Origin of the sequence: Streptomyces sp. B21-105 (assembly GCF_036898465.1) — a bacterium.
Taxonomy (GTDB): Bacteria; Actinomycetota; Actinomycetes; order Streptomycetales; family Streptomycetaceae; genus Streptomyces.
Genome location: NZ_JARUMJ010000001.1, coordinates 2567188 through 2589412, shown reverse-complemented (window position 1 = coordinate 2589412; position 22225 = coordinate 2567188). Strand labels below are relative to the sequence as shown.

20 protein-coding genes are annotated in these 22225 nt (G+C 72.5%); 11 read left to right on the top strand and 9 right to left on the bottom strand.

The window, feature by feature from the left end:
* The first annotated feature begins 14 nt into the window (after positions 1-14).
* Entirely contained in the window at positions 15-1709 is a 1695-nt protein-coding gene (gene qcrB, locus QA802_RS11700; RefSeq protein WP_334520944.1) for a cytochrome bc1 complex cytochrome b subunit, read from the top strand.
* Here qcrB and QA802_RS11695 read toward each other — a convergent pair.
* Positions 1651-2871 (bottom strand): GDSL-type esterase/lipase family protein, encoded by a 1221-nt coding sequence (locus tag QA802_RS11695; RefSeq protein ID WP_334520941.1) that lies wholly within the window; start codon positions 2869-2871, stop codon positions 1651-1653. The genes qcrB and QA802_RS11695 overlap by 59 nt on opposite strands.
* A complete protein-coding gene (locus QA802_RS11690) occupies positions 2868-3437 on the bottom strand; it encodes a TetR/AcrR family transcriptional regulator (protein WP_334520939.1) in 570 nt (189 codons plus the stop codon). Before QA802_RS11690 ends, QA802_RS11695 begins: the two co-directional genes overlap by 4 nt.
* A 100-nt stretch (positions 3438-3537) precedes the next feature.
* On the opposite strand from QA802_RS11690, the gene QA802_RS11685 reads away from it, so the two are divergent.
* On the top strand, positions 3538-4029 hold the full coding sequence (locus QA802_RS11685; RefSeq protein WP_334520937.1) for an FBP domain-containing protein: 492 nt from the start codon (positions 3538-3540) through the stop codon (positions 4027-4029).
* A gap of 155 nt (positions 4030-4184) precedes the next feature.
* On the opposite strand, the gene QA802_RS11680 is transcribed toward QA802_RS11685, so the two are convergent.
* Together QA802_RS11680 and QA802_RS11675 are read right to left on the bottom strand one after the other, a co-directional pair.
* On the bottom strand, positions 4185-5084 hold the full coding sequence (locus tag QA802_RS11680) for an acyl-CoA dehydrogenase family protein (RefSeq protein WP_443042270.1): 900 nt from the start codon (positions 5082-5084) through the stop codon (positions 4185-4187).
* 98 nt (positions 5085-5182) lie between these two features.
* Positions 5183-6253, bottom strand: coding sequence for an acyl-CoA dehydrogenase family protein (locus QA802_RS11675; RefSeq protein WP_443042090.1), 1071 nt, complete (start codon positions 6251-6253; stop codon positions 5183-5185).
* A 162-nt stretch (positions 6254-6415) separates the two neighbouring features.
* Between QA802_RS11675 and QA802_RS11670 the strand changes: the two genes are divergently transcribed.
* The 3 genes from QA802_RS11670 (at position 6416) to QA802_RS11660 (ending at position 9246) form a co-directional block, all read left to right on the top strand.
* Positions 6416-7204, top strand: a complete 789-nt coding sequence (locus QA802_RS11670; RefSeq protein ID WP_334520933.1) for an SDR family oxidoreductase — start codon at positions 6416-6418, stop codon at positions 7202-7204.
* A gap of 261 nt (positions 7205-7465) precedes the next feature.
* Positions 7466-8053: a TetR/AcrR family transcriptional regulator gene (locus tag QA802_RS11665; protein ID WP_334520931.1), complete on the top strand. Its 588-nt coding sequence runs from the start codon at positions 7466-7468 to the stop codon at positions 8051-8053.
* Positions 8054-8088: 35 nt separating this feature from the next.
* Positions 8089-9246, top strand: a complete 1158-nt coding sequence (locus QA802_RS11660; protein ID WP_334520928.1) for an acetyl-CoA C-acetyltransferase — start codon at positions 8089-8091, stop codon at positions 9244-9246.
* Positions 9247-9406: 160 nt separating this feature from the next.
* On the opposite strand, the gene QA802_RS11655 is transcribed toward QA802_RS11660, so the two are convergent.
* The 4 genes from QA802_RS11655 to QA802_RS11640 form a co-directional block, all read right to left on the bottom strand.
* Complete coding sequence (locus QA802_RS11655; RefSeq protein ID WP_334520925.1) at positions 9407-10462, bottom strand: NAD(P)H-dependent flavin oxidoreductase; 1056 nt, start codon at positions 10460-10462, stop codon at positions 9407-9409.
* 69 nt (positions 10463-10531) lie between these two features.
* Positions 10532-11251, bottom strand: coding sequence for a CoA-transferase subunit beta (locus tag QA802_RS11650; protein ID WP_334520922.1), 720 nt, complete (start codon positions 11249-11251; stop codon positions 10532-10534).
* Complete coding sequence (locus QA802_RS11645; protein ID WP_334520919.1) at positions 11248-12084, bottom strand: CoA transferase subunit A; 837 nt, start codon at positions 12082-12084, stop codon at positions 11248-11250. Before QA802_RS11645 ends, QA802_RS11650 begins: the two co-directional genes overlap by 4 nt.
* Positions 12077-12850 (bottom strand): enoyl-CoA hydratase family protein, encoded by a 774-nt coding sequence (locus QA802_RS11640; protein ID WP_334520916.1) that lies wholly within the window; start codon positions 12848-12850, stop codon positions 12077-12079. Before QA802_RS11640 ends, QA802_RS11645 begins: the two co-directional genes overlap by 8 nt.
* Positions 12851-12904: 54 nt before the next feature.
* Here QA802_RS11640 and QA802_RS11635 point away from each other — a divergent pair, with 54 nt between their 5' ends.
* Positions 12905-13675 (top strand): SDR family oxidoreductase, encoded by a 771-nt coding sequence (locus QA802_RS11635; RefSeq protein WP_334520914.1) that lies wholly within the window; start codon positions 12905-12907, stop codon positions 13673-13675.
* Positions 13676-13748: 73 nt separating this feature from the next.
* On the top strand, positions 13749-14654 hold the full coding sequence (locus tag QA802_RS11630) for an SDR family oxidoreductase (RefSeq protein WP_334520912.1): 906 nt from the start codon (positions 13749-13751) through the stop codon (positions 14652-14654).
* 58 nt (positions 14655-14712) lie between these two features.
* Here QA802_RS11630 and QA802_RS11625 read toward each other — a convergent pair whose 3' ends face one another.
* Entirely contained in the window at positions 14713-15609 is an 897-nt protein-coding gene (locus QA802_RS11625; RefSeq protein ID WP_334520909.1) for a hypothetical protein, read from the bottom strand.
* An 86-nt stretch (positions 15610-15695) separates the two neighbouring features.
* Between QA802_RS11625 and QA802_RS11620 the strand changes: the two genes are divergently transcribed.
* The 4 genes from QA802_RS11620 (at position 15696) to QA802_RS11605 (ending at position 22195) form a co-directional block, all read left to right on the top strand.
* Positions 15696-16046, top strand: coding sequence for a chorismate mutase (locus QA802_RS11620; protein ID WP_319167442.1), 351 nt, complete (start codon positions 15696-15698; stop codon positions 16044-16046).
* Between the two features lie 315 nt (positions 16047-16361).
* Positions 16362-18854, top strand: coding sequence for an aminopeptidase N (pepN, locus tag QA802_RS11615; protein WP_334520906.1), 2493 nt, complete (start codon positions 16362-16364; stop codon positions 18852-18854).
* A 480-nt stretch (positions 18855-19334) separates the two neighbouring features.
* Positions 19335-20774, top strand: a complete 1440-nt coding sequence (locus tag QA802_RS11610) for a pyridoxal phosphate-dependent decarboxylase family protein (RefSeq protein WP_334534547.1) — start codon at positions 19335-19337, stop codon at positions 20772-20774.
* Positions 20771-22195 (top strand): lysine N(6)-hydroxylase/L-ornithine N(5)-oxygenase family protein, encoded by a 1425-nt coding sequence (locus tag QA802_RS11605; protein WP_334520903.1) that lies wholly within the window; start codon positions 20771-20773, stop codon positions 22193-22195. The genes QA802_RS11610 and QA802_RS11605 overlap by 4 nt, the downstream gene beginning before the upstream one ends.
* Positions 22196-22225: the final 30 nt, after the last annotated feature.

Genomic DNA, 22225 nt, shown 5'->3' with positions numbered 1-22225 from the left:
GGAGGCGGCGAGGTATGGGCGAGTACGCGGGATCGGTGAACGGGGCGACGCGGCAAGGGAGTTCACGGCCGAGGGGCGAGCCCGGCAAGGGTGAGCGGGTCGCGGACTGGGCCGACGGGAGGCTCGGGCTGTACACGCTGGCCAGGGCCAACCTGCGCAAGGTGTTCCCGGACCACTGGTCGTTCATGCTGGGCGAGATCTGCCTCTACAGCTTCCTGATCCTCATCCTCACCGGCGTCTATCTCACCCTGTTCTTCGAGCCGAGCAGCGCCGAGGTCGTCTACCACGGCTCCTACGCGCCTCTCAACGGCATCAGGATGACGCGGGCGTACGAGTCGACCCTCGACATCAGCTTCGACGTGCGCGGCGGGCTGCTGATCCGGCAGATCCACCACTGGTCGGCGCTGGTGTTCGTCACCGGCATGCTCGTGCACATGATGCGGGTGTTCTTCACCGGCGCGTTCCGCAAGCCACGCGAGGTCAACTGGGTGTTCGGCTGGCTGCTGTTGTTCCTCGGCATCCTCACCGGTCTCACCGGCTACTCGCTCCCCGACGACCTGCTCTCCGGCACCGGCGTGCGGTTCGCCGACGGCGCGATCCTGTCCGTCCCGATCGTCGGGACGTACCTGTCGTTCTTCCTCTTCGGAGGGGAGTTCCCGGGGCACGACATCATCTCCCGGTTCTACCCGATCCACGTCCTGCTGCTGCCCGGCATCATGCTGGGGCTGGTCGTCGCCCACCTCATCCTGGTGTTCTTTCACAAGCACACGCAGTACCCGGGGCCCGGACGCGACCAGAAGAGCGTGGTCGGCATGCCGTTCATGCCGGTCTACATGGCGAAGGCCGGCGGGTTCTTCTTCCTGGTCTTCGGCGTGCTGGCGGTGATGGGCGGGATCGCGAGCGTCAACCCGGTGTGGGCGTTCGGCCCGTACCGGCCGGACCTGGTGACGACGGGCGCCCAGCCGGACTGGTACCTCGGCTTCTCCGAGGGGCTGATCCGGGTGATGCCGGGCTGGGAGATCAACGCCTGGGGCCACACCCTGGAACTGGGCGTCCTCATCCCGTTCTCGCTCTTCCCGCTGATCCTGCTGGCCCTCGGCGTCTACCCCTTCGTGGAGGCGTGGATCACCGGCGACAAGCGCGAGCACCACATCCTCGACCGGCCGCGCAACGCCCCCGTGCGCACCGGCCTCGGCGTGGCCTGGCTGACCCTGTACGCGGTGCTGCTGCTCGGCGGCGGCAACGACATCGTCGCCACGCATCTGCATCTGTCCATCAACGCGATCACCTGGTTCGTGCGGGTCTCCGTGTTCGTCGCCCCCGTCGTCGCCTTCGTGGTCACCAAGCGGATCTGTCTCGGACTGCAGCGCCGCGACCGCGACAAGGTGCTGCACGGCCGGGAGACGGGCACCATCAGACGCCTGCCGCACGGCGAGTACATCGAGGTCCACGAACCCCTCGGCCGGGACCGGCTGTTCACCCTCACCCAGCACGAGCAGCCTCCGCCGTACGGGATCGGGCCGCTCGTCGACCACAACGGGGTGCGGCGGCCGGTCACCGTCTCCGAGCGGGTGCGGGCGCGGCTGGCCCGGGCGATGTTCGGGGCGGACAGTCACATCCCCAAGCCGACGCCCGAGGAGTACCGCGAACTCACCGCGGGCCACGGGGGGCAGGCGGGTCAGGCGGGACCTGGGGGAGACGGGCACTGAGAACCCGCGCGAAGCGTTCGCCGATCAGACGGTGACCGGCCGCGTCCGGATGGAGGCCGTCGGGCAGCGGTGTCCCGGCGGCGTCGGCCTCGCCGTAGAGCTCGAGGCCGTCGACGTGGTGCAGGTGCGGGTCGTCGGCGGCGCGCTCGGCCACGATCCGGGCCAGTTCGGCGCGGATCACCCGCAGGGTCAGCTTCCCGTACGCCACCTCGGCCGGATCGCCCATCGGCTGGAACAACGCCCGGCCCGCGGCCGCCGAGGCGAAGTCGAGCGAGGTGGGGCCGGGCGTGTCCTCGTGCATCGGGCACAGGATCGGTGAGACGACCACCAGGGGCGTGCTCGGACGGCCCTCGCGGATCGTGTCGAGGAAGCCGTGCACGGCCGGGGCGAAGGCACGGAGCCGCATCACGTCCAGGTTGACGATATTGATGCCGACCTTGACGCTGATCAAGTCGGCCGGAGTGTCCCGCAACGCACGAGCGGTGAACGGGTCCAGCAGGGCGCTGCCGCCCAGGCCCAGGTTGATCAGCTCCACTTCGGCCAGCCGGGCGGCGACGGCGGGCCAGATCGCGGTGGGGCGCACGGCGTCCGAGCCGTGACTGATCGAACTGCCGTGGTGCAGCCAGACCGGGCGGCCGTGCGCGGGGGCGGCGGTCAGCGGGGCGTCGGTGCGCAGGGCCACCAGTTCGGTGGTCTCGGTGGGCGGGAGCCAGATCTCCAGGTCCTTGACCCCGGTCGGCAGGCCCGTGAACCGCAGGGTGGCGACCGGACCGCACCGCGTGTCGACGGTGTCGGCCGCCAGGTCGACGGTCTGGACGCGGCCGCCCTCCGTCGCGCCGGCGGCCCGGACCGGGCGGCCGTCGACGAGCAGCTCGTACACGCCGTCCGGCAGGGGCGGGCCGCCGACGTAGACCCGCTTCGTGGGCAGGACGTCCAGTTCGACGGCGGTGGCCGCGGTGCGGAACGCGAGCCGCACACCCGACGGCTGGGACTCGGCCATGGCGAGCTGCGGGTCGGCGCACTGGGCACGCGCGCGTGCGGGCAGCCGGTGCGGCAGCACGCCGTGCTCGGTGCGCTCCAGGTCGAGGGCTCCGCGCAGCAGGTCGGCGGTGACCGGCGTCGTGACCCAGGCCGGTTCGGCCGGTTCGGGAGCGCGGCTCATGCGGCGGGCCAGTTGCGCAGCAGGGCGTCGAGGGCGTCCAGGACGCGGGTCCAGGTCTCGTCCGTGTCCGGCGCGCTGTGGCTGAAACTGCCGCCCAGCTCCAGGCCGACATAGCCGTGGAAGACGCTGCCGAGCAGCCGGACCGCGTGTGTACGGTCCGGCTCCGCGAGGTCGTAGCCGCGCAGCAGCGCCCGGGTCATCTGCGCGTGCCGGACGCCGGCGCTCGCGGCCGCCGTCTCGGGGTCGAGCCGCAGCTGGGCGGCGGCGTAGCGGCCGGGGTGCTGGTGCGCGTAGTCGCGGTAGACGTTCGCGAGCGCGGTCAGGGCGTCCTTGCCGGCCCGGCCTGCCAGCGCCTCGGAGGCCCGGTCGGCCAGCTCCTCGAGGGCGAGCAGCGCGATCCGGGTCCGGAGGTCCCGCGAGTTCTTCACGTGCGAGTACAGACTCGCCACCCTGACGTCGAACCGCCGGGCCAGCGCCGAGACGGTCACCTCCTCGAAGCCGGCCTCGTCGGCGAGCTCCGCGCCCGCCCGCACCAGGCGCTCCGTGGTCAGTCCGACCCTGCCCATGTCCGTCCTCGCCTTCTCCCCGCCCGTACCGCACCCGCCCTCGTGTCCTTAATCAATTATCTGTTTGCCTAAAGATATTAGGCAAATTAGCCTCGCATGCATGAAGCCGCTGACCGAAGCAGAGATCCGTGCCGCGTTCGTGAACTGCAGCAAGGGCGAGGCCAAGCGCCTGTCCGTACCGCGCGACCTCGCCGACCGGCCCTGGGACGACCTGGACTATCTGGGCTGGCGCGATCCCCAGGCCCCCGACCGCGCCTACCTCGCCGTGGAGCTCGGCGGCAGGCTGAAGGCCCTCGCCCTGCGCACCTCCGCCGGGGGGCTCGGGCAGGCCCGGCGCAGCATGTGCAGGCTGTGCCTGACCACCCACTCCGGGGGCGTCTCGCTGATGGTCGCGCCGAAGGCCGGCCGGGCGGGCCAGCAGGGCAACTCGGTGGGCGCCTACATCTGCAGCGACCTCGCCTGCTCGCTGTATGTGCGGGGCAAGCGGGACGCGGGCGTGGGAGGGCGGCTGCACGAGACGATCACACTGGAGGAGCGGATCGAGCGGACGACCGCCCACCTCGCCGCGTTCGTGGCGAAGGTGACGGGCTGACCGTCCCGCGTCCCGCGCCTCCTGTCCGTCGTCCCCGTGTGTGCGTGTGTGCGTGTGTGCGTGTGTGCGCGGCGGGCCGGTCGGGGCCCGTGTCGCGTGGCGGGCCCCGAGCGGCCGCGACGCCGGTCTGCCGTGCCCCGCGCATCGGTGGCGGTTCAGGCGCGGTCGCGCAGCACCTCCGTCCGGCAGGCGTCCGGATCGCCCCATGCCGTGCGCAGCGCGCGGGCCTTGGTCAGCCACAGGGACAGGTCGTACTCCGCCGTGTAGCCGATCGCGCCGTGCAGTTGCAGCGCGGTGCGCGCGGTCGTGTACGCCGCCTCGCAGGCGCTCACCTTCGCCGCGGCCACGTCCGCCGGGGTCATCGTCACGGCGGCGCCCAGCACCAGGGGGCGGGCGAACTCCAGCGCGATCTTCGCGTCCGCCAGCCGGTGCTTGACCGCCTGGAACGACCCTATGGGCACGCCGAACTGGACGCGCTGCTTCACATACCCCACCGTCCGGTCCAGCAGTGCGAGGCCCACGCCCAACGCCTGCGCGGCGGTGGCGAGACGGGCCCACAGCAGGGCGCGGTCCGCGGCCGGATCGGGGTCGAGGAGTTCGCCGCCCGGGTGCAGCCGGGTGAGCCGGCGGGCCGGGTCCAGGGACGCGCGGACCGGGCCGTGTCCCGGGGCGAGCCGCAGTCCGTCCGCGGCCAGCACCAGCCGTGCCGTCGCCGCGTCGCCGTCCAGCGCGTATCCGCCCTCCCGCGCCAGCGTCGCCATCGACTCACCCGAGGCCAGGCCCGGCAGGAACCGACCGGCCGCCGGGCCCGGAGCGCTCAGCGCCGCAGCCGCGGCGACCGTCTCCACCAGCGGGCCGGGCACCGCATACCGCCCCAACTCGACGAAGGCGACGGCCAGTTCGACGGGCCTGGGGCCCAGTCCTTCGTACGCCTCCGGGACCGCCAGTGCGAAGACGCCGGCCTCGGCGATCCGCGACCACAGCGCCCGCCCGGCCGCCCGCTCGCCGCGGCTCCAGTCGCGGACCGCGGCCGGTGTGCCGGCCGCGGCCAGCATCGCGCCCAGCGACCCGGCGAAGGCCCGCTGCTCGGCGTCGAGGAGGAAGCGCGGCGCGGGCGTGGGCGCCTTGGGTGCGGCGGTGTGCGGCGAGACCGTCACCGGCGCCCCCTCGGCAGGCCGAGCAGGTGCTCGGCGATGATGTCGCGCTGGATCTCGTTCGTGCCCGCGTAGATCGGCCCGGCGAGAGCGAAGACATACCGCTGCGACCACTCCTCCTCGGCGAACTCGCCCTCCTCGCCCAGAAGGTCGAGCGCCGTCTCGTGCAGGGCGATGTCGTACTCGGACCAGAAGACCTTGTTCAGACTCGCCTCCGCGCCGACGCGCTCGCCGCCGAGGAAACGGGAGGCGGTCGCGTAGGTGGCCAACTGGTAGGCGCGGGCGCCGATCAGGGCGTCGGCGACCTGCGCCCGCGCGCGCTGCGGAGCGCCCCGGGCCCGCCAGAGCGCGTGCAGCCGCTCGGCTGAAGCCAGGAAACGGCCGGGGGAGCGCAGCGTCAGACCGCGTTCGTCGGCCGCCGTCGCCATCGCGATCCGCCAGCCCTGGCCCGGCTCGCCGATCACGTCCTCGTCCGGCACGAACACCTCGTCCAGGAACAGTTCGGCGAACGCCGGCTTCCCGTCGAGACGGCCGATCGGCCGAACGGTGACGCCCTTCGCCCGCAGGTCGAACATGACGTAGGTGAGCCCCTGGTGGGGTTTCGCGGCCTCCGGGTCGCTGCGGAACAGACCGAAGGCGCGGTCGGCGAAGGCCGCGCGCGAGGACCACGTCTTCTGGCCGCTGAGCCGCCAGCCGCCGGGGACCCGTACTGCCCGGGCACGCAGCGAGGCCAGGTCCGAACCTGCCTCCGGCTCCGACCAGGCCTGCGCCCACACGGTCTCGCCGCGCGCCATCGCGGGCAGCACCCGCGCGCGCTGCTCCTCGGTGCCGTGCGCGAACAGGGTCGGGGCGAGGAGGCTCACGCCGTTCTGGCCGACCCGGCCCGGGGCATCCGCCGTGTAGTACTCCTCCTCGAACAGCAGCCAGCGGACGAGACCGCACTCCCGTCCGCCGTACCGCCTGGGCCAGTTCACCGCCGACCAGCCGTCCGAGGCCAGTTCGGCCTCCCACGCGCGGTGCGCGGCGAAGCCCTCGGCGGTCTCCAGCGAGGGCAGCGGCTCGGGCGGCACATGCGCGTGCAGCCAGTCCCGGGCCTCGGCGCGGAACGCCTCGTCGGCGGGGAGTGCGTGAGATCCACGGGCGCTCCTCGGGTGCTCTCCTGCGGGTGCCTTTCACGGGCCTTTCACGGGCCGTTCTTCCCTAACAAGTGTTTGGTAGGTTAGCGTGGCTCCATGACAGGCGTCGAGAGTCCGGCATACGTGCCCGGCCACGGGCTGCTCAGGGGGCGCACCGCCGTCGTCACGGCCGCGGCCGGGGCCGGCATCGGCGGAGCCGTCGCACGGCGCTTCCTGGAGGAAGGGGCGCGCGTGCTGATCAGCGACGCCCACACCCGGCGGCTCAAGGCCCACGAGAGCGCGCTGGCCGAGGAGTTCGGGCCGGCGTCGGTGGCGGCCCAGCCCTGCGACGTCACCGACGAGGACCAGGTGCGGGCCCTGTTCGACGCCGCCGTCACCGCCCACGGCAGGCTCGACGTCGTCGTCAACAACGCCGGCCTCGGCGGCACCGCATCCCTCGCGGACATGACCGACGACCAGTGGACCCGCGTCCTCGACGTCACCCTGAACGGCACCTTCCGCTGCACCCGGGCCGCCCTGCGGCGGATGCGCGACAGCGGCGGCGGTGTCATCGTCAACAACGCCTCCGTCGTCGGCTGGCGCGCCCAGGCCGGGCAGGCGCACTACGCCGCCGCGAAAGCGGGCGTGATGGCGCTGACCCGCTGCGCGGCGATCGAGGCCGCCGCCTACGGCGTCCGCGTCAACGCCGTCTCGCCCAGCCTCGCCATGCACCCCCACCTGGTGAAGGTCACCTCCGCCGAACTCCTGGAGGAGCTCACCGGCCGCGAGGCCTTCGGGCGGTACGCCGAGCCCTGGGAGGTCGCCAACGTGATCGTGTTCCTGGCGTCCGGCTACTCCTCGTACATGACCGGCGAAGTGGTCTCCGTCAGTGGCCAGCATCCCTAGGGCGTGTTTCGAAAGTCCCGTCTGCCCGGCGAGGCCTGGCACGCACTCCCCCAGAAGGGGGACCCCCAGCCGCGTTGTCGGGATCACCCCGGTACAACCAGTATCGGGGCGACCCTCCGCCTTGCGATCGCACGCACCAGACGCCGCCGGGCCTGCCCTTCGGGCAGACGACGCCACTTTCGAAACACGCCCTAGGCGGACAATGGACGCGTGCCTCCTACGACCCCTCCCACGAAGCCACCTACGAAGAAGAAGCCCCAGGTGAGCGCCGCGCCCGCGCGCCGCCGCGAACTTCTCGAGACCGCCGCCGAGGTCTTCGCCGAGCAGGGCTACAACGCCACCACCGTGCGCAAGATCGCGGACCACGCGGGCATGCTCGCGGGCAGCCTCTACTACCACTTCGATTCCAAGGAATCGATGCTCGAGGAGATCCTGCGCAGCTTCCTCGACGAACTGTGGGACGGCTACGACACCGTCCTCGCGGCCCCGCTCGGCGCCCGCGAAACCCTGGAGGCCCTGGTCACCGAGTCGTTCCGGGAGATCGACCGGCACCGCGCCGCCGTCGCGATCTACCAGAAGGAGAGCAGGCAGCTCGTGGCGCAGGAACGCTTCGGGTTCCTCGCCGACTCCCAGCGCAGGTTCGAGACGGCCTGGCTCTCCACGCTGGAACGCGGAGTCGCGGCCCGGGTCTTCCGCGCCGACCTCGACGTACGTCTCACCTACCGGTTCGTCCGCGACACGGTGTGGGTCGCCGCGTCCTGGTACCGGCCCGGTGGGCAGCACAGCCCGGAGGAGATCGCCCGCCAGTACCTGTCGATGGTGCTGGACGGCATCGCCGTCCGCGAATAGTCCACTGACGTGCCCCTGTGCATGAGGGAGTTGACATGGCCGAGGCCTACATCGTCGAAGCGGTCCGTACGCCCGTCGGGCGACGCAAGGGAGGTCTGTCCGGGGTGCACCCGGCGGATCTCGGCGCGCACGTGCTGAAGGAGCTCGTCGCCCGCTCGGGCGTGGACCCGGCGGCCGTCGAGGACGTCGTCTTCGGCTGCCTGGACACCGTCGGACCGCAGGCCGGGGACATCGCACGGACCTGCTGGCTGGCCGCCGGACTCCCCGAGGAGGTGCCGGGCGTGACCGTCGACCGGCAGTGCGGATCCTCGCAGCAGGCCGTGCACTTCGCCGCCCAGGGCGTGCTGTCCGGGACGCAGGACCTGGTCGTCGCGGGCGGCGTGCAGAACATGTCGCAGATCCCGATCGCCTTTGCCACCCGGCAGGCCGCCGAACCGCTCGGCTTCACCCAGGGCCCCTTCGCCGGCAGCGAGGGCTGGCGCGCCCGGTACGGGGACCGGCCCGTCAACCAGTTCGCCGGCGCCGAGATGATCGCCGCCAAGTGGGGCATCAGCCGCCAGGACCAGGAGGAGTTCGCCCTGCGCTCGCACCGCCGGGCACTGCGCGCGATCGACGAGGGCCGCTTCACGCGCGAGACCGTCGTCTACCGGGACGTGACGACCGACGAGGGCCCGCGCCGGGACACCTCCCTGGAGAAGATGGCCGCGCTGAAGCCCGTCATCGACGGCGGCACCGTCACCGCCGCCTGCTCCTCGCAGGTCTCCGACGGCGCGGCCGCGCTGCTGCTGGCCTCGGAGCAGGCGGTGCGCGAGCACGGACTGACACCCCGCGCGCGCGTGCACCACCTGTCCGTGCGCGGCGAGGACCCCATCCGCATGCTGACCGCGCCCATCCCGGCCACCGCGCACGCCCTGAAGAAGACCGGCCTCACCATCGACGACCTCGACCTCGTCGAGATCAACGAGGCGTTCGCGCCCGTCGTGCTGGCCTGGCTGAAGGAGACCGGCGCGGACCCGGAGAAGGTCAACGTCAACGGCGGCGCGATCGCCCTCGGCCATCCCCTCGGCGCGACCGGCGCGAAGCTGATGACGACGCTGCTGCACGAACTGGAGCGCACCGGCGGCCGGTTCGGACTGCAGACCATGTGCGAAGGTGGCGGCCAGGCCAACGTGACGATCATCGAGAGGCTCTGACGGGAACGCGGGTCCCGAGCGGCACGGGTGCCTGAGCGGTACGGATGCCTGAGCGGTGAGGCTGTTCGGAGCGGTAGGGCGCTCCGAACAGCGAGGCTGCGCCGAACGGTGCGGAGGGACGGGGACGGGCCGGCGGGTCGATGGGTCGGCGGGCCGGTCCTCACGTCCTTCCGAGCCGGTCCAGGGCGGCCAGCACGTCCTGCGCCTCCTTCATGGTCCGCTCGACCAGCTCCGCGCACGACGGCAGGTCGTCGATCACCCCTGCGACCTGCCCGGCGGCCATCACCCCCGCCTCCGGGCGGCCCTCCACCATCGCGGACCTCAGCAGCATCGGCGTGTTCGCGGCCAGCAGCACCTGACTCCAGGCGAGGTCCTTGCCGTGGCGCAGCGCCAGGCCGTCGCGGACCAGCTGCCGCCAGGTGAGCCCCGACAGTCTGCGGAACCCCGCCGCGTGACGCGCCGCCCGCAGCAGCGCCCCCACCCGGCCCGACTCCTCCAGGCCGTCGACCAGCGGCGTGCGCAGCATGCGATGCGGAAGGCCGTCCACCGCCCGGGTGACGGTGACGTCCCGTACCGTCGCCGCCAGGTACCGCGCCTTCACCGCCTCCGGGACCGGCGAGTCCGACGTGAGCAGGAACCGCGTGCCCATCGCGACACCGGCCGCCCCGTACGCCAGCGCGGCCGCCAGCCCCCGCCCGTCGAAGAAGCCGCCCGCCGCCACGACGGGAATGTCCACCGCGTCCACCACCTGCGGCAGCAGGACCGTCGTCGCCACCTCGCCGGTGTGGCCGCCGCCCTCGCCGCCCTGCACGATCACCGCGTCCGCGCCCCACGCGGCCACCTTCTCGGCGTGCCGACGCGCCCCCACGGACGGGACGACCACGACCCCCGCCTCCTTGAGCGCGGCGATCAGCTCGGCGGAGGGGGCGAGCGCGAACGACGCGACCCGCACCCCTTCGTCGACGACGATCCGCACCCGGTCGCCGGCGTCCGCCGCGTCGGCCCGCAGGTTGACGCCGAAGGGCGCTTCCGTGCGCGCCTTCACCTCGCGCACCGCCGCCCGCAGCTGGTCGAGCGTCATCGTCGCCGAGGCCAGGACGCCCAGCGCGCCCGCTTCCGCCGTCGCCGACACCAGCCGCGGGCCCGCCACCCACCCCATGCCGGTCTGCACGATCGGGTGACGGACCCCGACCAGCCGGGTGAACGCCGTCTCCATCAGGCGGTCTCCATCAGGCGGTCTCCATCAGGCGGTCTCCATGAGGGGGTCTCCATGAGGCGGTCTCCATCAGGCCGGCACCTCCCGGGCCCGGGAGCCGCCCGGGTCGATCACCTCACGGATCAGCCGCAGCTCCGCCGCCGTCGGCTCACGGGTGCACGGCACCTCCTCCGCGACGGCCAGCTCGAACCCCGTCGCCTCCCGCACCTGCTCGACACTCACCCCGGGATGCAGCGAGGCCAGCCGCATCGACCGGTCGGGCGTGGCGAAGTCGAACACGCCGAGGTCGGACACGACCCGCGCAATGCCGTGGTGCCGGGTGCCGGCCGCACGGTCGTACCCCACCCCGCACACCATGTCGACCTTCGCGACGAACACCCGCCGCGAGTGCTTCGGGATCCAGTAACTCGTCGGATTGTTCAAGGTGTTGACGGGTGCCCCGCGCACCCCGAGGAGCTGCCGCACCGGCTTCGCCCAGTCGCCGACGCAGGAGATGTTCTGGTTGCCGTACCGGTCGATCTGGCTCGCGCCCATCATCACGTGCCGCCGGCCGCCGGTGACCAGCTCCAGATGCTGCCGGTAGGGCAGCCAGCCCTCCGGCGTCCCGTCCGCACGCACGATCAGCGCCTCGCCGTCGGTCAGCAGGAGATCCGGCGCGAACGTGAGCCGGGCGAGCCGGGCACCGACCGAGGGGATCACGCCCATGGGACTCGCCAGGATCTCGCCCGCGCCGCGCCAGGCCTCCGCGCAGGCGATCACGCAGTACTCGGCACGCGTGGTCCCGCTCACGAGTCCTCCCCGACCGCCGACCGGTACGCCTGTTCGTCCCCGGCGAGGTAGCGGGCCGCGAACTGCGCCCACGGCGTCGTCGCATACCGCTTCTGGAACGCCTCGTCCCGGCCGTAGTCCGGCGCGCACGACGTGAAGTGCGCCCCGTTCGGGGCCTCCACCACCCCCGTCACCGTGTGCCGCTTGATCAGCAGCGACTGCGGCGGCGCCTCCTTCGTCAGCTCCGCGGTGTCGACGACGCGTTCACAGCTGACGTACGCCGTGTCCGCCGCCGCGCAGAACAGGTCGTCGAAGTACGGGTCCGGGCCCAGATACTGTCCGTTGCCCAGCCGGTCGGCCCGGTTGACGTGCACCAGCGCCGCGTCCAGCCGCAGGGCGGGCATGGCCACGAACGTCTCCCCGTCCTCGTACGGCGACGTCACCGTCCGCAGACCGGGGTTCACCCGCATCACGTCCGAGCCGAGGCCCGCCCGCACGGGCAGGAACGGCATCCGGTGCGCCGCCGCGCGCAGCCCCCACAGGAACATCGCCTCGTCGACCTCCGTCAGCTCCAGCGCCCCGCCCTCGCGGGCCGCCCGGTAGTGCGGCTCCAGCGGGATCGAGTCCAGCGTGACGAAGGCGGCGACCAGCCTGCGGATCCGCCCGGCCGCCGCCAGCATGCCGACGTCCGGCCCGCCGTACGACACCACCGTGAGGTCGGTGACCTGCGACCGCAGCAGAGCCCGCACCAGCGCCATCGGCTTGCGCCGTGAACCCCAGCCCCCGATGCCGAGGGTCATGCCGCTCTCCAGGCGCGAGACGGCCTCCTCGGCGCTCATCGTCTTGTCACCCACCCGAGCTCTCCTCCCGTGCGGCTCTGCCGAAGCCGTCCCGGACCCGGTCGGCCACTCCGGCGACGCTCGCCTCGTAGGTGAAGCCCTGCTCGAAGCGGTAGCTGCGACGCACGTCGACCGGATCGATGCCGTTGATGGCGGCCTTGGCCAGCCGCACCAGCTCGCCGTCCTTCGCGGCGATCTCGCCGGCCACCTCGAGCGCCGCCGCGCGCAGTTCACCGGGCGGCGTCACCCGCCACACCGAGCCGTGCGCGTGCAGTTCGGCCGCCGTGACCGTGCGCGACGTGTAGTACAGGGCGCGCAGCAGATGCTGGGGCACCAGCCGGGCCAGATGGGTGGCCGCGCCCAGCGCGCCCCGGTCCAGCTCTGGCAGCCCGAACACGGCGTCCTCGCTCGCCACGATCACGTCCGCGTTCCCCGCGAGGCCGACGCCGCCGCCCAGACAGAACCCCTGCACCGCCGCCACGACGGGAACCTCGCACTCGTACACCGCCGTGAACGCCTCGAAGCAGCCGCGGTTTGCGCCGATCAGCGCGCCCGGCCCCTGCGCCTGGATCTCCTTGATGTCGACGCCCGCGTTGAAGCCCCGCCCCTCGGCGGCCAGCACCACGCACCGAGTGCCCGGATCGCGGCCCGCCGCGCGCACCGCCTCGGCCAGGGCGAACCAGCCGTGCACCGGCAGAGCGTTCACCGGCGGGAAGTCGACCGTGACCAGTGCGACGGCCTTTTCCGCCCCCTTTTCCGGGGACGAGGTGGAGACACCCATGGAAGCATCAGCTACCTTTCCACCAAACGTTTGTTAGGTGAAAGGTAGCAGCCGATGAAGCTGGACGGGAAGGTCGCCGTCGTCACCGGCGGCACCCGCGGCGTGGGCGCCGGCATCGCACGCTCCCTCGCGCGCGCCGGCGCCGACGTCGTCGTCTGCGCCCGCCGACCCCCCGACGCCCCGGTCCCCGGAGCCCGGTTCGCGCCCCTGGACGTACGCGACGCCGACGCCGTCCGCACCTTCTTCGCCGGACTGCCCCGGCTCGACGTCCTCGTCAACAACGCGGGCGGCGCCCCCTACCGGCCCCTCGCCGAGACCGACGCGCACCGCCACGCGCGCGTGATCGAACTCAACCTCCTCGCCCCGCTCACCGTGTCCCTCGCCGCCCACGACCACCTCAGGCGCGCCCGGGGCTCCATCGTGATGATCGGCAGCGTCAGCGGCGGCCGTCCCTCACCCGGCACCGCCGCCTACGGCGCGGCCAAAGCCGGCCTGGAGAACCTCGCACGGTCCATGGCCGTCGAATGGGCGCCGGAGATCCGCGTGAACACCCTGGTCGTCGGCATGGTCCACACCGAGCGCACCCACCTCCACTACGGCGACGACGACGGCGTCGACGCCGTGGCCCGCACCGTCCCCCTCGGCCGCCTCGCCCTCCCCGACGACGTGGGCGACGCCGCCGTCTTCCTCGCCTCCGACGCGGCCGCCTACATCAGCGGAGCGAGCCTGCTCCTGCACGGCGGAGGCGAACGACCCGCCTTCCTCGACGCCGCGACCGCGAACAAGAACCCCCGAGACGACCTGGGACGCCCTGGGACGACTTGACGGACCTCGGCCGCCCTGAAGCGAAGGACCCGAGAGACGTGAGAGACGTGAGAGACGTGAGAGGAGACCTGCGATGAGCGGAATCTGCGACGGACGCGTAGTCGTCGTCACCGGCGCCGGACGCGGCCTCGGGCGCGCCCACGCCCTCGCCTTCGCCGCCGAGGGCGCCCGAGTCGTCGTCAACGACCTCGGCGTCGGACTCGACGGAACCCCCGGCCCCGACAGCCCCGCCCGGCAGGTCGCCGACGAGATCCGCGCGGCCGGCGGCACCGCCCTCGCCCACGGCGGCGACATCGCCACCCCCCAGGGCGCCGCGTCCCTCGTGACGACCGCCCTGGAGACCTACGGCCGACTCGACACCCTCGTCAACAACGCCGGCTTCCTGCGCGACCGCATGCTCGTCAACCTCGACGAGGACGACTGGGACGCCGTCCAGCGCGTCCACCTCAAGGGCCACTTCCTCACCCTCAAGCACGCCGCCGCACACTGGCGCGCCGAGGCCAAAGCAGGCCGCACACCCGTCGCACGCATCGTCAACACCGCGAGCGGTGCGGGACTCCTCGGCTCGGTCGGACAGGGCAACTACAGCGCCGCGAAAGCCGGCATCATCGGCCTCACGCTCGTCGCGGCCGCCGAACTCGCCCGCTACGGCGTCCAGGTCAACGCGATCGCGCCCGCCGCCCGCACCCGCATGACGCAACACGCCTTCGCCGCCACCATGGCCGCCCCCGAGACCGGCTTCGACGCCATGGCCCCCGACAACGTCTCCCCCCTGGTCGTCTGGCTCGGCTCCACCGCCAGCGAGGGCGTCACCGGACGCGTCTTCGAGACGGAGGGCGGCCGCATCACCGTCATGGAAGGCTGGCGGCCGGGACCGACGGCGGACGAAGGACGACGCCGGAGCCCGGCAGAAGCAGGGGACACCGCGCGCAAGCTGCTGGCGCACGCCGAACAGCCGGGACGGGTCTACGGCGCGTGACACCCGGACGACGACACGGGGCCGAACAACTCCGCGACCGCACCACCCGTCACCCTGCTCACGTGTCGCACTCCAGCACCGTCCCGCACAACCCGCAGCGCGCCCGCACCCGCCCCCTGACCGGAACCCGGATCCGCTGACGACAGGTAGGACACGCGAACGTCACCCGCAACGGCCCCTGCGGATCATGCACGAACGCATACGGGGCACCCGCGTCCCCCGACCCCGCCCGCGCCCCCTGCGCATGCCGACGGTCACGGGCATAACGCCGCCGGCCCGCCCAGCCCGCCGCCGTCAGCGGCGGCTGCCGCTCGTCGAACCGGGCCCGCTCCAGACCCCGCCCGTACGCCGCGTACGCCTCCGCGCTCGTGAACCACACCGACGGATCCTCACCGAACACCAGCGACCGCTTCGCCAGCACGTACCCGAACTCCTCCGGCGTCAGATACCCCAGCTTCTGCGACGACACCCCGTCCACCCGGTACGCGTCCAGCAGCAGCCAGCCCGCCCCCAGATACGTCGTCGCCGTGTCCGTCAGAATCTCGTTGTCCCGCGTCTCCGCGAACGACAACCCCAACCGGTGCAGGTAGACATGCATGATCTCGTGCGCCAGCGCCGCACCGATGTCCCGACGATGCGTGCGGAAACGATCGTTCAACTCGACGAAGTACTCCGGCCCCGCCGCCAGCTCGATGTGCGCCGCATGCTCCATCTCCCGGAACGCCACCACCATCCGCGCGTCCGGCAACCGGAAGTGCCGCACCAGCTCCCGGGCCACCCGCTGCACCCCCAGATGCAGATCATCGGTGTCGCAGAACGCCACATCCGCCGGCGCCACACTCGTCGCGAACTGGTGGATCGTGTCGTACGACAACCGCTTGTACAACGCCGTCACCGCCGCCCGCACCGTCTCCAGATGCGGGTAACCGTGCTCGACCGGCCCGCCGTTCGCCACGCCGCACCCCCAACACGCCGAGGACCCCATTCCACTGTACGGGCAGCCCGCAACGCCCGTCCGGACATGCCCTAGGGTGATCGCCCATGACCACCAGCAACACCCGCGCGCCCGGCGCCGGCGACGTCGACCCCGCCGTCCGCGAGGAGCTCGCCCGGCTGCGCGACAGCATCGACAACATCGACGCGGCCGTCGTGCACATGCTCGCCGAACGCTTCAAAGCCACCCAGCAAGTCGGCCACCTCAAGGCCCGCCACCAGCTCCCGCCCGCCGACCAGGCCCGCGAGGCCCGCCAGATCGCCCGACTGCGCACCCTCGCCGAGAGCGCCAAGCTCGACCCCGCCTTCGCCGAGAAGTTCCTCAACTTCATCATCGCCGAGGTCATCCGCCACCACGAGCGCATCGCCGAGGACACCGCGGCCCCCGGACGCGACTGAACCACACCGGCCCGAAGCGCGGAAGCCGAAGCCGCACCACCGGCACCGCGCGACCGACACCGCACCCGCACTCACCCGCCCTGCCCAGCTGCCACCGGCACATCACCGGTACGCAGGCACCTGGCCGGCCGGCATGTCGACACATGACCGGCACACGGCACACCGGTACACGGCACCGGCACATGACCGGCACATGGCCGGAACCCGACCGGCGCGGAAACGACACAGAATCGGCGCCCCGGCGCGAGAAGGGACATAGGGCGCGTACCGATCCGCCCCTGTGCCCGGCCAGCGGCATCAGGCAGCATGTCGTGCATGTCCGTACTGACGCGCGACGAAGCGCAGAACCGTGCCAAACTCCTCGACGTCCTCCGCTACACCATCGAGCTCGACCTGACGACCGGCGACGAGACCTTCGAGTCCAGCACCGTCATCCGGTTCGCCGCGCGCACCCACGGGGACACCTTCGTCGAGATCAGGCCCGCCGCACTGCACTCCGTCACCCTCGACGGCCGCCCCGTCGACCCCGACACGCTCGACGACAACCGGCTCCCCCTGACCGGCCTCACCCCCGGCGAGCACGAACTGCGCGTCCACGCCGACATGCGCTACTCCCGCACCGGCGAAGGCATGCACCGCTTCACCGACCCCACCGACGGCGAGACCTACCTCTACACCCAGCTGTTCATGGAAGACGTCCAACGCGTCTTCGCCGCCTTCGACCAGCCCGACCTCAAGTCGGTCTTCGACCTCACCGTCAAAGCCCCCCAACACTGGACCGTCCTCGCCAACGGCATCACCGAACACCTCGGCGACGGCCGCTGGCAGGCCGCACCCACCCCCCTCATCTCCACCTACCTCGTCGCCGTCGCCGCCGGCCCCTGGCACTCCGTACGCACCGAACACCGCGGACTCCCCTTCGGACTCCACTGCCGCCGCTCCCTGGCCCCCTACCTCGACGCCGACACCGACGAACTCCTCGACATCACCCGCGCCTGCTACGACCGCTACCACGAGAAATTCGAAGAGCCCTACCCCTTCGACTCCTACGACCAGGCCTTCGTCCCCGAGTTCAACGCCGGCGCCATGGAAAACCCCGGCCTCGTCACCTTCCGCGACGAATTCGTCTACCGCTCCGCCGTCACCGACACCGAACGCCAGACCCGCGCCATGGTCATCGCCCACGAGATGGCCCACATGTGGTTCGGCGACCTCGTCACCCTCCAATGGTGGGACGACATCTGGCTCAACGAGTCCTTCGCCGAATACATGGGCTACCAGACACTCACCGAAGCCACCCGCTTCCACGGCACCTGGACCGAATTCGGCGTCGTCCGCAAACCCTGGGGCTACGACGCCGACCAACGCCCCTCCACCCACCCCGTCGCCCCCGAGAACGTCGACGACACCGCCTCCGCCCTCCTCAACTTCGACGGCATCTCCTACGCCAAGGGCGCCTCCGCACTACGCCAACTCGTCACCTGGCTCGGCGAGAAGGACTTCCTCGCCGGCATCAACACCCACTTCGCCCGACACCGCTTCGCCAACGCCACCCTCACCGACTTCATCGACTCCCTCGCCGCCCACACCGACCGCGACGTCCACGCCTGGGCCGACGCCTGGCTGCGCACCACGGGCGTCGACACCCTCCTCCCCACCGTCAGCGGCTCCAACGGCGACCACGCCCTGACCGTCGACCACCACGGCAGCCGCCCCCACCGCATCGCCGTCGGCCTCTACGACCTCGACCTCGCCGACGAGGACCGCCACCTCACCCAACGCCGACGCCTCGAGATCGACATCCCGCAGCACACACCCGAACCCCTCGGCAAACGCCCCGCCCTGCTCCTCCTCAACGACGGCGACCTCACCTACGCCAAGATCCGCTTCGACCCCGCCTCCTTCGACACCCTCCGCGCCCGCCTCAGCGGCCTCCCCGACCCCCTCACCCGAGCCGTCGTCTGGAACGCCCTGCGCGACGCCGTCCGCGACGGCGAACTCACCCCCGCCGCCTACCTCGACACCGCCCGCACCCACCTCCCCCACGAAACCGACCTCGCCCTCGTCCAAGGCGTCCTCACCTTCGCCTCCACCCAGGCCGCAGACCGCTACGCCACCCCCGAACAGCGCCCCGCCGCCCTCGCCGCCCTCTCCGCGCTCTGCCGCGACCTCATCCGCCGCACCGAGGACGGCGACCACCCCAGCCTGCGCCTCATCGCCGTACGCCACTTCATCGACGTCGCCGCCCACCCCGACACCATCGCCGCCTGGCTCGCCGACGGCACCGTCCCCGGCGGCCCCGAACTCGACCCCGACCTGCGCTGGCGCGTCCTCGCCCGACTCGCCGTCCTCGGCGCCGTCGACGACACCGACATCACCGCCGAACTCGACCGCGACCCCTCCGCCACCGGCCGCGAAGGCGCCGCCCGCTGCCGCGCCGCCCTCCCCGACGCCGAAGCCAAACACACCGCCTGGGCCGCCATGTTCGACGACGACGACCTCTCCAACTACCTCTTCACCGCCACCGCCCAGGGCTTCTGGCAGCCCGAACAGACCGACCTCCTCACCGACTACATCCCCCGCTACTACCAGGACGCCGTCGCCGTCGCCGCCCGCCGCGGCCCCGCCATCGCCGACGCCGCAGGCCGCTGGGCCTTCCCCGGCCACGCCATCGACCCCGACACCCTGCGCCTCGGCGAACAATGCCTCACCGACGCCCACCCCATCCCCGCCCTGCGCCGCAAACTCGTCGACCAACTCGACGACCTCACCCGCGCCTTGCGCGTACGCGAAGCCCACCAGGCCTGACACCCCGGCCACGGCCCCCGTAGGGCCCCGCACACCCCGGCCGGCGTGCGGGGCCCTACGGCGGGCCGAACCTCACCCCGGCCCACCGCACCGCCCCATCGCGCCGCCCCGACCGCCGCTCACCGACAGGTCCCGACGCCGGGAGCGCCCGGCCGCTCCACCCCGAAGCCCAGCCGTCGAGGAACCCCGTTCCCTCATCGCCCGACCCGACGGCACGGCCGCCCTCACGCGCCTGAGCCCCGCCGCCCGCGCCGACAGCGCCCCGGCCACCGCGCGCCCCACGCCCCGCCGACGGCTCCCCCGGCACCGGCGGGAACCCCCCACCGCCACCGCACCGGGCTCCGGATGATCCCGCCCGGCGACCACCACACTTTCGGGTTCCTGTCCCCGGGCTTTCCGGGCGCGTCGCCGCCCCACCCGACAAGCTGGACCTCCCCGCTGCGGGCACCCGCCCCCGGCCCCGGAGGAACCCCCGTGAGCATGCCGCCCCTCGCCTCAGGCCCCGAAGGCTCCGACGCCCTGCGCCCCCTGCTGGCGACCGTCCTCGACGCGCTCGACGCCGGCGCCCGCTCACGCGGCGGGCCACTGCCCGCAGGCGGACCGCACACGGTGGCCGCACGCGTCAGCGAGGCCGTCGGCGACCCGCTGCCCGAACACGGCGACCCCGGCGCCCTGCACACCCTCGTCCGCACCCTCGCCGAAGGCGCCGCCGACCCCGCCCACCCCCTCTGCGCCGCCCACCTGCACTGCCCGCCCCTCGCCGTAGCCACCGCCGCCGACCTCGCCGCCACCGCCCTCAACCCCTCACTCGACTCCTGGGACCAGGCCCCCGCCGCCTCGGAACTGGAAACCCTGCTCACCCACGCCCTCGCCGCGCAGATCTACGGCCACAACCCGACACCCCCCACACCGTCAAGCACAGACCCCACACCGTCGAGCACCGCCACCACCACCGCCACCGCCCCCACGCCCCCCGCCGACGCCCTCGTCACCACCGGCGGCACCGAAGCCAACCATCTCGCCCTCCTCCTCGCCCGCGAAGCACACGGACCCACCCTCCGGCTCGTCTGCGGCGCCAACGCCCACCACTCCCTGCCCCGCGCCGCCTGGCTCCTCGGCCTCCCCGAACCCGTCATCCTCCCCACCCCCACCGGCGTCCTCGACCCCGCCACCCTCCACCACACCCTCACCACCCGACCCGGCCCCCACCTCGTCGCCGCCACCGCCGGCACCACCGACGCCGGACTCATCGACCCCCTCCCCGCCCTCGCCGCCCTCAGCCACACCCACGGCGCCCGCCTCCACATCGACGCCGCCTACGGAGGAGGCCTCCTCTTCAGCGACCGCCGCCGCCCCCTCCTCACCGGCCTCGAAGCCGCCCACACCGTCACCCTCGACCTCCACAAACTCGGCTGGCAGCCCGTCGCCGCCGGACTCCTCGCCGTCCGCGACCCCCACGACCTCACCGCCCTCCACCACCACGCCGACTACCTCAACGCCGACGACGACACCGAAGCCGGCCTCCCCGACCTCCTCGGCCGCTCCCTGCGCACCACCCGCCGCCCCGACGCCCTCAAGATCGCCGTCACCCTCAAAACCCTCGGCCGCAGCGGCCTCGGCGCCCTCGTCGACCAGGTCTGCGACCACGCCCAGCACCTCGCCGACCTCGTCACCGCCCACCCCGGCCTCGAACTCCACGCCCCACCCACCCTCAGCACCGTCCTCTTCCGGCCCGCACACGCCACCGACACCGCCGTCGCCGACATCCGCCGCCGCCTCCTCACCCACGGCCACGCCGTCCTCGGCCGGGCCCGCCTCGACGGCCGGCTCTGGCTCAAGACCACCCTCCTCAACCCCCACACCCGGCCCGCCGACCTCACCGCCCTCCTGCGACTGGTGGAAGGAAACACCCCCACATGAACACGCCCCACCCCGACGCCGGCACCCCACGCGACCTCGTCGGCATCGGCGTCGGCCCCAGCAACCTCTCCCTCGCCGCCCTCGCCCACCCCCTCGCCGAACTCGACGCCGTCTTCTACGAACAACGCCCCCGCTTCGACTGGCACCCCGGCCTCCTCATCGACGGCACCCGCATCCAAGTCCCCTTCCTCGCCGACCTCGTCACCCTCGCCGACCCCACCAGCCCCTGGACCTTCCTCAACTACCTCAAAACCCACCACCGCCTCTACCCCTTCTACTTCGCCGAGCGCTTCCACATCCAACGCGCCGAATACGACGCCTACTGCCGCTGGGTCGCCGACCACCTCCCCGCCCTCCACTTCCGCCACCAAGTCGACTCCGTCCGCTGGAACCCCGAACGCGACCTCTTCGAAGTCGACTACACCCAACTCGACGCAGCCGGCGAAGCCGAAGCCCTCGGCCGCACCCACACCCGCAACATCGTCATCGGCATCGGCACCACCCCCCACATCCCCGACGCCCTGCGCCCCCTCGCCGACGCCCCCGGCGTCCCCGTCCTGCACGCCGACGACTACCTCACCCACCGCGACACCCTCCTCACCGCCGACCACATCACCGTCGTCGGATCAGGACAGTCCGGCGCCGAAGTCTTCCTCGACCTCCTCCGCCACCGCCCCACCGGCCACGAACGACTCCACTGGATCGGCCGCACCGAAGCGTTCGCCCCCATGGAGTACTCCAAACTCGGCCTCGAACACTTCACCCCCGACTACACCCGCTACTTCCACGCCCTCCCCGAAAACGTCCGCGACCGCCTGCTCGCCGGCCAATGGCAACTCCACAAAGGCATCGACGCCGACACCCTCGCCGCCATCCACGACGAGCTCTACCGCCGCACCCTCCACGGCGGCTGGCCCGACACCGTCCTCACCCCCGGCGTGACCGTCCGCACCGCCGGCCGCATCTCCACCACCCAGATCGAACTCCACCTCGAACACACCCAGCAGAACACCCGCAGCCGCCTCACCACCGACGCCGTCATCCTCGCCACCGGCCACCACGAACGCCCCCTCGACCGCATCCTCGCCGGCCTCGACCCCTACATCCGCCGCGACAACAGCGAACGCCCCCGCATCGACGCCCACCACCGCCTCGTCCTCGACCCCTCCATCACCGCCACCGGCTGCAACGTCCACGTCCAGAACGCCGAACGCCACACCCACGGCGTAGGCGCCCCCGACCTCGGCCTCGCCGCCTGGCGCAGCGCCACCATCCTCAACGCCCTCACCGAAAAAGAGACCTACCCCCTGCCCACCCGGACCGCCTTCACCACCTTCGGACTCGAACAACCCCAACCCGCACCCCGCGTCCCCACCGCCCGCCAAGCCCCCACCCTCACCCCCCTCGTCGACCGACGCTAGACACCACCAGCACACGAAAAGGGCGGTGCG

Coding starts and splice junctions, on each gene's coding strand:
- qcrB (WP_334520944.1), top strand. CDS start 15: ATGGGCGAGTACGCGGGATCGGTGAACGGGGCGACGCGGCAAGGGAGT.
- QA802_RS11695 (WP_334520941.1), bottom strand. CDS start 2,871: ATGAGCCGCGCTCCCGAACCGGCCGAACCGGCCTGGGTCACGACGCCG.
- QA802_RS11690 (WP_334520939.1), bottom strand. CDS start 3,437: ATGGGCAGGGTCGGACTGACCACGGAGCGCCTGGTGCGGGCGGGCGCG.
- QA802_RS11685 (WP_334520937.1), top strand. CDS start 3,538: ATGAAGCCGCTGACCGAAGCAGAGATCCGTGCCGCGTTCGTGAACTGC.
- QA802_RS11680 (WP_443042270.1), bottom strand. CDS start 5,084: ATGCTGGCCGCGGCCGGCACACCGGCCGCGGTCCGCGACTGGAGCCGC.
- QA802_RS11670 (WP_334520933.1), top strand. CDS start 6,416: ATGACAGGCGTCGAGAGTCCGGCATACGTGCCCGGCCACGGGCTGCTC.
- QA802_RS11660 (WP_334520928.1), top strand. CDS start 8,089: ATGGCCGAGGCCTACATCGTCGAAGCGGTCCGTACGCCCGTCGGGCGA.
- QA802_RS11655 (WP_334520925.1), bottom strand. CDS start 10,462: ATGGAGACGGCGTTCACCCGGCTGGTCGGGGTCCGTCACCCGATCGTG.
- QA802_RS11640 (WP_334520916.1), bottom strand. CDS start 12,850: ATGGGTGTCTCCACCTCGTCCCCGGAAAAGGGGGCGGAAAAGGCCGTC.
- QA802_RS11635 (WP_334520914.1), top strand. CDS start 12,905: ATGAAGCTGGACGGGAAGGTCGCCGTCGTCACCGGCGGCACCCGCGGC.
- QA802_RS11630 (WP_334520912.1), top strand. CDS start 13,749: ATGAGCGGAATCTGCGACGGACGCGTAGTCGTCGTCACCGGCGCCGGA.
- QA802_RS11620 (WP_319167442.1), top strand. CDS start 15,696: ATGACCACCAGCAACACCCGCGCGCCCGGCGCCGGCGACGTCGACCCC.
- pepN (WP_334520906.1), top strand. CDS start 16,362: ATGTCCGTACTGACGCGCGACGAAGCGCAGAACCGTGCCAAACTCCTC.
- QA802_RS11610 (WP_334534547.1), top strand. CDS start 19,335: ATGCCGCCCCTCGCCTCAGGCCCCGAAGGCTCCGACGCCCTGCGCCCC.
- QA802_RS11605 (WP_334520903.1), top strand. CDS start 20,771: ATGAACACGCCCCACCCCGACGCCGGCACCCCACGCGACCTCGTCGGC.